This window comes from bacterium, from assembly GCA_035549195.1.
Classification (GTDB): Bacteria; Oederibacteriota; Muellerivitia; order Muellerivitales; family Muellerivitaceae; genus DASZRK01.
Genome location: DASZRK010000011.1, coordinates 1 through 8,289, shown reverse-complemented (window position 1 = coordinate 8,289; position 8,289 = coordinate 1). Strand labels below are relative to the sequence as shown.

The 8,289-nt window shown below is 65.1% G+C and carries 7 protein-coding genes; all 7 read right to left on the bottom strand.

Going from position 1 to position 8,289, the window contains the following annotated elements:
• A partial coding sequence (tsaB, locus tag VHE12_01880) for a tRNA (adenosine(37)-N6)-threonylcarbamoyltransferase complex dimerization subunit type 1 TsaB (protein ID HVZ79532.1) occupies positions 1 to 412 on the bottom strand: 412 nt, incomplete at its 3' end.
• Positions 397 to 870, bottom strand: a complete 474-nt coding sequence (gene tsaE, locus VHE12_01875; protein HVZ79531.1) for a tRNA (adenosine(37)-N6)-threonylcarbamoyltransferase complex ATPase subunit type 1 TsaE — start codon at positions 868 to 870, stop codon at positions 397 to 399. The genes tsaE and tsaB, both read right to left, overlap by 16 nt.
• A complete protein-coding gene (locus tag VHE12_01870) occupies positions 864 to 1,427 on the bottom strand; it encodes a DJ-1/PfpI family protein (GenBank protein HVZ79530.1) in 564 nt (187 codons plus the stop codon). The genes tsaE and VHE12_01870 overlap by 7 nt, the downstream gene beginning before the upstream one ends.
• Positions 1,424 to 2,467 carry a thiamine-phosphate kinase gene (gene thiL / locus VHE12_01865; GenBank protein ID HVZ79529.1) on the bottom strand — a complete coding sequence of 348 codons (1,044 nt, stop codon included), beginning with the start codon at positions 2,465 to 2,467 and terminating at the stop codon, positions 1,424 to 1,426. The genes VHE12_01870 and thiL overlap by 4 nt, the downstream gene beginning before the upstream one ends.
• Before the next feature lie 45 nt (positions 2,468 to 2,512).
• Positions 2,513 to 3,715: a bifunctional glutamate N-acetyltransferase/amino-acid acetyltransferase ArgJ gene (gene argJ / locus VHE12_01860; protein ID HVZ79528.1), complete on the bottom strand. Its 1,203-nt coding sequence runs from the start codon at positions 3,713 to 3,715 to the stop codon at positions 2,513 to 2,515.
• A 304-nt stretch (positions 3,716 to 4,019) separates the two neighbouring features.
• Positions 4,020 to 7,091 (bottom strand): family 16 glycoside hydrolase, encoded by a 3,072-nt coding sequence (locus VHE12_01855; GenBank protein ID HVZ79527.1) that lies wholly within the window; start codon positions 7,089 to 7,091, stop codon positions 4,020 to 4,022.
• A 189-nt stretch (positions 7,092 to 7,280) separates the two neighbouring features.
• A partial coding sequence (locus VHE12_01850) for a zf-TFIIB domain-containing protein (GenBank protein HVZ79526.1) occupies positions 7,281 to 8,289 on the bottom strand: 1,009 nt, incomplete at its 5' end.

Below are 8,289 nucleotides of genomic sequence, written 5' to 3'. Positions count from 1 at the left end.
CCTCGATCGTTTGGTCGTCGATCCGGTAGTGGCCCGCGAAGACCTCGCCCCTCTGGGCGTCGATGAGGCAAAGGGCCTCCCCGGTCAAACCGGCGGCCCGCAGGTTCTCGGCCAGTCCGTCCAGGGTCGGGATACCGAAGGCCAGCAGGTTCCCCGGCAGGCAAAGTCCCTCGGCGGTGGCGATGCCCACCCGGATGCCGGTGAAGCTCCCCGGCCCCGTCGAGACGGCCACCGCCGCCAGGTCCGAGGGGGAGAGGTCCTTGTCCTTCAGGAGCGTCTCGAGGGCCGGCAGGAGGGTGACGGAGCTTTCCGGATCGCCCGGGAGGGCGATCCCGGCCAGTTCCTCGCCGGTAATAAGGTCGAGCAGGGCGACGCTGGAGATGCGGGTGGAGACCTCTAGGGCGGCCAGCATCGGATCAGTTCCTCCACGCGGGGCATGGCATCGGGGTGTTCGGCCTCCACGAAGACCCGGCGGCTTTCCTCGGAGAGCACCTCGATGTTCAGTTTAATGACGTTGGGCGGCAAAAGCTCGGCGAACTTGTCGCCCCACTCCACCGCCACCAGCCCGCCCTTGGACAGCCACTCGTCCCAGCCCAGGTCCTCGACCTCGCGGGCGCGTTCCAAGCGGTACCAGTCGAAGTGATAAAGGGGCAGGCGGCCCTCGTAGATATGTTGCAGGCCGAAGGTGGGCGACTGGACGAGCCCCTCGAAGCCGGCGCCCTTGGCCATTCCCTTCACGAAATGGGTCTTCCCAGCCCCCAGGTCGCCGGTGAGGCTCCAGACGTCGCCGGGCCGGGCCTTCTCGCCGATGAGGAAGCCCAGTTGGAAGGTCTGCTCGGGGCTCTCACAGGTGAAGCTGGTGGTCACCATGGGCTGTGATAGTCCATGCGGTGGCGGATGATCTCCTTGGCGTCCAGGCTGACGAACTTCCCGCAAAGATAAAGCCCCAGGTCGATGCCGGCGGTGACCCCCCCGCAGGTGATGACCTCGCCCTCGTCCACGACCCTCTTTTCCACCACCTCGGCGCAATATTGTTTCAGGTCCTCCCGACGGGCCGCGTGGGTGGTGGCTTTCTTGCCTTGGAGGAACCCCGCCGCCCCCAGCAAGAGGGCCCCCGAACAGACCGAGACCTTGAGGGGAACGGGAGCGGCGGTCTTGATCCAAGCCACGAAAGCGGGGTCCTGGGAGCGTTCCTTCGCGGTGGGCCCGCCGGGCACCACCAGCAGGTCGTAGCCCGCGAGGGGTTTCCCCACCACCGTCGGGAGCAAGGTGAGCCCGTTGGAGTCGGTGACCTTCTCCGTCATGGCGCAAAGGTCCCATTGGAGGGAGGCCATGAAGTCCATGCTCTTGAGCCGGGTCAGGGGATCGTAAACGCCGACGAAATCCAAGGCCGTGAGCCCATCGAAGAGGACGAAGGCGGTCCTCATGCCCGGGACCCGCCCTTGAAATGGTCGAAACCCTTCGGCTTCAAGGCCACCCGTTCGCCCTTGCGGGTGATGAGGGTGATGCCCTTGGCCTTGGGCACCATGCGGCCCACGGATTTGACCGCCACGCCGGTGTCCGCCGGCAGTTTACGCACCGCGTCGGCGATCCGGGCCAAGGGCACGGTGAAGGCCAGCTCGTAATCCTCCCCGCCATCGAGCGCGAAGGACAGCGGGTCCAGGTGGTTCTCGTCGCAATAGTGGATGAGGGCCTGCGAATAAGGGATGGCCTCCTCGTGGATCTCGGCGCCCAAGCCCGACTGCTCGCAGAGGTGGTGCACCTCGGAGGAGAGCCCGTCGGAAATGTCGATGGCGGCGCTGGCCAGCTTCAGGGCCACCAGGGTGCGGCCCACGGTGAAACGGGGCACGGGGGTCAGGTGGCGCTTGGTCAATAAGGGGATCGCGTCCTTGCCCTGGGCGTCCGGATGTTGGAGGGCGTGGAGGCCGGCCGCCGAATCGCCGAGCGTTCCGGTCACGAAAAGGGCGTCCCCCGCCTTGGCGCCGGAGCGCCGCAGGGCCCTCCCCTTCTCCACCTCGCCGATCAGGGCCACGTTCACGACGAACTTATCGCTCCCCACGGTGTCGCCGCCCACGATCTGGGCGCCGTATTGCTCGCCCCATTGCCGCATGCCGTCGTAGAAAGCCTCCAGGTCCTTGACCGGGAAGCCCTTGGGCACTCCCAGGGAGACCAAGGCCACGGTGGGCTTGGCGCCCATGGCCGAACAGTCGCTCACGTTGACGGCCATGGTCTTGGCGCCCAATTGCCAGGGCGAGATCCACTTGAAGTCGAAATGACGGTCCTCGATCAGCATGTCGGTCGTGAAGATGAGCTCGTGGCCCTGGGCGGGCTTGAAGATGGCCGCGTCGTCCCCGATCCCCAACACCACGTTCGGGTTCTTGGCCTTCATGGCCGTGCGGATCTTATCGATGAAACCGAACTCGCCGACGCTTCCCATGGTCTCTTTTTTATTTCCCGGATCTTTCATGCGGTTTTCCCTTCGCGATCTTCGCGTCTTCGCGGTGAAAAGACTTCAAGTCGTATATCGTCCATTGATGTCGATATAGCCGTCGGTCAGGTCGCAGGTATAGACCGTCTCCTGCGAACGCCCCAGGCCCAGGTCCACCGTGATGTCGATATCGGGCTTTTGGAGGATGGCCTTCAATTTGGCCCGCGACCAACCCTTGCGGGGCTCCCCTTTATATAGAACATAACCGCCGATGGTGATCCTGGCCTTGAACTCGTCCACCGCCGCCCCCGAATAACCCAGGGCGGTCAGGATCCGGCCCCAGTTGGGGTCGGCCCCAAAGAGGGCGGTCTTCACCAGGGGGGAATGGGCGATGGCCTTGGCGGCCTTGAGGGCGTCATCCCCCGTCTTGGCCCCCTTCACCTGGATGGTCACGAACTTGGTGGCCCCTTCCCCGTCCCGGACGACCTTCTGGGCCAGTTCCAGGCAGACCGACGCCAGAACGTTCGAGAAGATCCGGTAGTCGGCGCCCCCTTGGATGGGCAGGGCGTTGGCCGCGCCGTTGGCCATGACGATCAACGAATCGCTGGGCGAGGTATCCCCATCGACCGTGATGCGGTTGAAGCTTTTGTCCGCGGCGGCCTTGAGCGCCTTGTCCAGCAAGGGCCGGGGGATGGAGGCATCGGTGAGGATATAGGCCAGCATGGTCGCCATATTCGGATGGATCATGCCCGATCCCTTGGCGAAGCCCGTGATCTGCACCGCGCCCTTTCCTATAAGAAGGGTCCGGGTGGCCGTCTTGAGGGTCAGGTCGGTGGTCAGGATGGCCTGGGCGAAATCCGCCCCCTTGAGGGTGGACAGGGCGGCGGTCCCCAGCTTCACCCCCCGCGCGATCTTGGGCCGGGGCAAATGAACCCCCAACACTCCCGTCGAATGGACGAGGACCTCCGAGGGCGAAACCCCCAATCTTTGGGCCGTCCACTTGGCGGTGTCCTCGGTGTCCTTGCGGCCCTGCCTGCCCGTATACCCGTTGGCGAACTTGGTGTTCACCACGATGGCCCGCAAAGCTTTCTTGGCCTTCAGGAGCTGTTCGGTCCGGTGAGAGGGGGCCGACTTGACCGCGCTCTTCGTCACCATCCCCGCCCAGGCGGCCGGACGGTCGGAGAACAGGAACCCCATATCGGGCTTGCCCGCCTTCTTGAGGCCGGCGTGGACACCCGCGGCCTTGAAGCCGAGGGGTAAAGGGAGAAAGGTCGGTTGGGTCTTCATGGGCTTTCCTATATAGAAGGCTGTTTTCGAGGCCCAATCTTAACAGGAAGGCCCTAGGGTAGAAAGTCTCCGTGAACCCAATGCCCTATTGGGGTAGCGGTCCTGGCGTGGACTTGATCCCGAACAGGGTGCCGTCCGAAGCTCCCGGTTCAATAGGTCTTTCCCGAAGAAAGTTGTTTTGGAACCGAGGTTGTACTGGGCCTTCGGCCCATCACGCTTGGCCCGAAGGGCCAACGCGCCGCAAGCCTGTCATGAACAGCCGCCATCCTTCGGCTATTGCCCGCAACGGCACGAACGGCGCGACTCAGTGTTTAAGACCCACCTTGATGACCTTGCGGGCCGGATCGCCATGGCTGTCCTGGACGTCCAGGACGACCAAATAGAGTCCCGAAGCCACCGATCCGCCCTGGCCGTTGGTCAGGTCCCAGTCCGCCTGACCGGCGACAAGGTCCAGGCCCTTCACGAATTCGCCCGAGAGGGCGTAGATCTTCACCCCGCCCGGCGCGTCCACCGGATGTCCCTCCACCAAGGCGCTCAAATGGACCGCTCCGCCCGCGACGACCAGGTTGGGGGCGGCGGTCAGGACAACGGCAGGCAAGGGCGCATGGTTCCCCCAATAGAAACTCTTCTCGAACAAGGCCTGGGTGCCGTCCAGGAAGGTCTGGGTGATGGCCAGGTGGTAGAAACCCAAGGGGACGGGGCCGCCGTGGTCGTCACGCCCGTCCCAGGCCGCGCAAGCCGCGCCATCGAGCGTGAAGGTCACCGAACCGGTCCCGTTCACCACTTCCAGGTCCAAGACCTTACGGGCCATGGGGGCCAGGGTCCCGCAAAGGAGCCGGAGTCTTTCCCCCCGCTCATCGAAGATCGCGATGCTCTCGGAGTCGCAGATCGGCGTGGCGTACGCCGTGGCCGTGGGGGAGGCGATAGGGGTCAGGGTCCCGGTCGGGGTGGGGCTGGGGGTCGGAGTGAAGGTCCAAGTGAAGGTATAGGAAGGCGTATCCGTATAGATGGGCGTGTGGGTATGGGTGAAGACCGGTGTGGAGGTGAAGGTCCCGGGCGGCAGGGTGTCCGTGGGGGTGGGGGTCGAGGTGGAACTGTAGGTCGGGGTGTAGCTGTAAGTAGGCGTATAGGAATAGGTCGGGGTCGAGGTGGATCCCGGCGTCCAGGTGAAAGTTCCCGGCGGCAGGGTCGCGGTCGGACTATAGGTCGGGGTCGCCGTATAGCTGGGCGTGTCCGTAAAAGAAGGCGTGGGGCTATAGGAAGGTGTGGGCGAAAGGGTGACGGTCCAGGTCGATGTAGGGCTTCCCGTCGGACTATCGGTGAACGTCGCGCTCGGCGTGGAAGTGGGGGTACCGGTCGCTGTCCCGGTCGGCGTATCCGTGGCCGTTCCCGAAGCAGTGACGGTCGGGGTCCGGGTGGTGGTATCCGTCGGGGTCCCCGTGGGGGTACTGGAAGCCGTTGGGGTAGGGCTGAAAGTCGCGGTCGGACTGGCCGTATCCGTGGCGGTATCGACGAAAGTCGAGGTCGGCGTGGAGGTCGTACTATCCGTCGCCGTGGCGGTGGAGGTTGGGCTGGAGGTCGCGGTCGAAGTGGCCGTGAAGGTCATGGTAGCCGTCGGGCTGTCGGTGCCCGTCGAGGAAGGGGTCGGTGTGGCGCTGGAGGTCGCAGTGGAACTGGCCGTATCGGTGGCGGTATCGACAAAAGTCGAGGTCGGCGTGGGGGTCGCGCTATCCGTCGCCGTGGACGTGGGGGTGGAGGTCGCGCTGGAGGTGGCACTGGAGGTCGCGGTCGAAGTGGCCGTATCGGTGGCGGTAGGGCTCGCGGTGGACGAAGGGGTCAACGACGGTGTGGCCGAAGGCGTGTCCGAAACCGTCGAAGTGGCGGTCAAGGTGAACGAGGAAGTGGCGCTGTTCGTCGCCGTGGCCGTCGGGCTGTCCGTCCCGGTCGAGGAAGCGGTGGAAGTCGGCGTGGCCGTCGGGCTATTGGTCCCCGTTGAGGAAGCGGTCGGGGTCGGCGTGGATGTGGCGGTGGAAGTCGCCGTTGCGCTGGGCGTAGAGGTCGCGGTGGAAGTGGCACTGTTCGTCGCTGTGGCCGTCGGGCTATTGGTCCCCGTCGAGGAGGCGGTGGAGGTCGCAGTGGATGTGGCGGTGGAAGTCGCCGTTGCGCTGGGCGTAGAGGTCGCGGTGGAAGTGGCGCTGTTCGTCGCCGTCGAGCTGGGCGTGGAGGTGGCCGTCCAGGTGGCGGTGCTCGAAGGCGTGGAGCTTGGGGTCCGGGTGGGGGTGAAGGTCGGCGTCGAGGTGGGCGACGGGGTCTGGGTCCAGGTGGGGGTCGGGGTGCAGGCGGCCAGGACCAGGGACACGGGAGCGCTCAAGGCCGAGCCCTGCGGCAAGGCACTGTCCGCCTCGGCCCGGTTCACCAGGGTGGTCCCGCAGTTGTTCACCGTTCCCGTGACGGTCACCGACCCGGAGACCCCGGCGGCCAGGTTGCCCAGGGACCAGGTCACCCGTTGCCCCACCACCGCAGGCGTCCCGCTCGCGCTGGAATAGGTCAGGCCGGTCGGCAGGGTGTCGGTCACCGTCACGTTGTAGGCCTGGGAGGACTTCACGATGGAGACGTTGTCGAAGAGCACCGTCGCCCCATTATTGGCCTGGATCCCCGACTGGCCCGATCCGATGCTGAAGGCGGTCGTCACGGGAGCGATGACCTGGGTCCCGTTGATGGAGAGCGACAGGGTGACCGACCCGGTCCCCGTCACCTGGAACTGGACGCTGTACCAGGTCCCTGTATTGAGGGTGGCGCTGCCCGTGGCGACCGCGTGGAAGGCGCCCCCGCCGTTGTCGTAATAGCCCAAGGTCAGGTTGTTGGTGGTCCCGGTCTGCAGGATCGCCTGGTAGCTGGACCCGTTCACGAAGCTGGGGCTGTTGGTCCCCGTGAAACGCCAGATCAGCACACCCTGCTGGCCGGCGTTGTTGAACCGCATGTCGGCCTGGAGGGTGCCGTCCCCCACCTGTCCGGCGCAGGTGTTGAGGAGCAAGGGATATTGGCCCGGGGCGGCGGTGCCCTGCAGGGACTGGGTCCCGCCCGCGTTGAGGGTCGAATTGCCGCTCACCACCGTCCAGCCCGCCGAGTTCTCGGTCCAGCCGGGGGGCATGGCCCCCAGGGTGTCCCCCTCGAAGCCGTCGGCGCAGGTGACCGGGTTGGTCCCATTGGAATAATTAATGAAGTAAGTGACGGCGCTTCCGGGGGAATTGGAGGCGAAGCCCTGGGTCTTGGTCAGGGTGACCTGGGCACGAAGGGGTGAACCCAGCGCGTAGAGGCAGGCGGTTCCCATCAGCCAATGGGATAAGGAACGGAACGAAAGATAGGTTCGGCGCACGGAAGTCGGCTCCAAAGGCGTTGAAGGGTGTGGTTGGTTTGTGGACCCTGGTTTTCAGACCCGGGCAGTTGTTCGAATTATACCGATTAAATCGGATCGAACCACCCGAGGGGCCGTCCATTCGGAGGATTTTGGACTTCCCTGGTGGTCCCGGGTCCGGCGCACCCCCAGGGATATGGAAGGAGCCTCTCAGACCGCCGGGATAGGGGTGGCGTGGGCGTCCTGGATGATCATGCGGATGGTCTCCAGTTCCCCGCCATCGCACCAGATCGCCCCGCAATGCCCGTTCGTGCAATGGTCGATGACCACCTGGGTCAGCATGGAATGGATGCCTTTACCCATCGGGTCCCCGCAGAGGGGACACTTGATCTCGGGGAAGGCGTCCCGGTCCCTCAAGGGACCCCGTTGTTTGTCCCGCCAGACCTTGGCCTTCTTGATCTGCTGCGGACCATAGGTGACGTTCTCGCGGGTGATGAGGCGCTCCAGCACCCCGCCCCGCAGCAGGTATCCACGGCAGGAGGGACATTGCTCCACTTCGCAACCCTCGAATTCGGAAGCCGCCAGCGGCACCTTGCAACGCGGGCAAGCATGGCCGCTCCCCGCCCCCGCGGCCGTCATGGCCGCCAGCAAGGGCATCAGTTCCGCCGTTTGGGAGACCTTCTGAACGTTCTGGGTCCCCGCCGGGCAGACCCAGGCTCCCGGAGCCAGGAAACCCATGGCCATCAGCTGTTGGGGATCAAAGGGCCCCTTCCATTGGTTGTCCTGGTAGGCCAGGAAAGTGGGCGGGGCGGTTTGGGGGGTGGGAACCTTAGGGCCCTGGGCCGATGTTCCATTTTCTTCTTCCCGCTCCACCTGCTGTTCCAGGCTGGGCAGGTCCGACTTGGCCCATTTCAGCAGTTTGGAAAGCCGCTCGGACACGGGCGGATGGTTGCTGAACAGGTCCGCGAAGGCGCCTTCGCTGTCGTCCAGGGCCGATTCCCCCGGGTTCAGGATGAAGAGGGCCGAATAGCTCTCCGGCACCCCGCCCCGGTATCGCCGCGAGATCTTATAGAGGGCTTCCGCCATGCCTAGCGGATCCTTGCACATGGAGACCCCGTCGGCGTCGGCCAGGTATTCCCGTTCCCTCGAGATGGCCATGGAGACCAGCTTGGTGATGAGGTAACCGACCCCCGAGATGAGCCAAAGCACCACGATGACC

Excerpts from the sequence above, each read along its gene's own strand:
- tsaE (HVZ79531.1), bottom strand. The coding sequence starts at position 870 with ATGGTGACCACCAGCTTCACCTGTGAGAGCCCCGAGCAGACCTTCCAA.
- VHE12_01870 (HVZ79530.1), bottom strand. The coding sequence starts at position 1,427 with ATGAGGACCGCCTTCGTCCTCTTCGATGGGCTCACGGCCTTGGATTTC.
- thiL (HVZ79529.1), bottom strand. The coding sequence starts at position 2,467 with ATGAAAGATCCGGGAAATAAAAAAGAGACCATGGGAAGCGTCGGCGAG.
- argJ (HVZ79528.1), bottom strand. The coding sequence starts at position 3,715 with ATGAAGACCCAACCGACCTTTCTCCCTTTACCCCTCGGCTTCAAGGCC.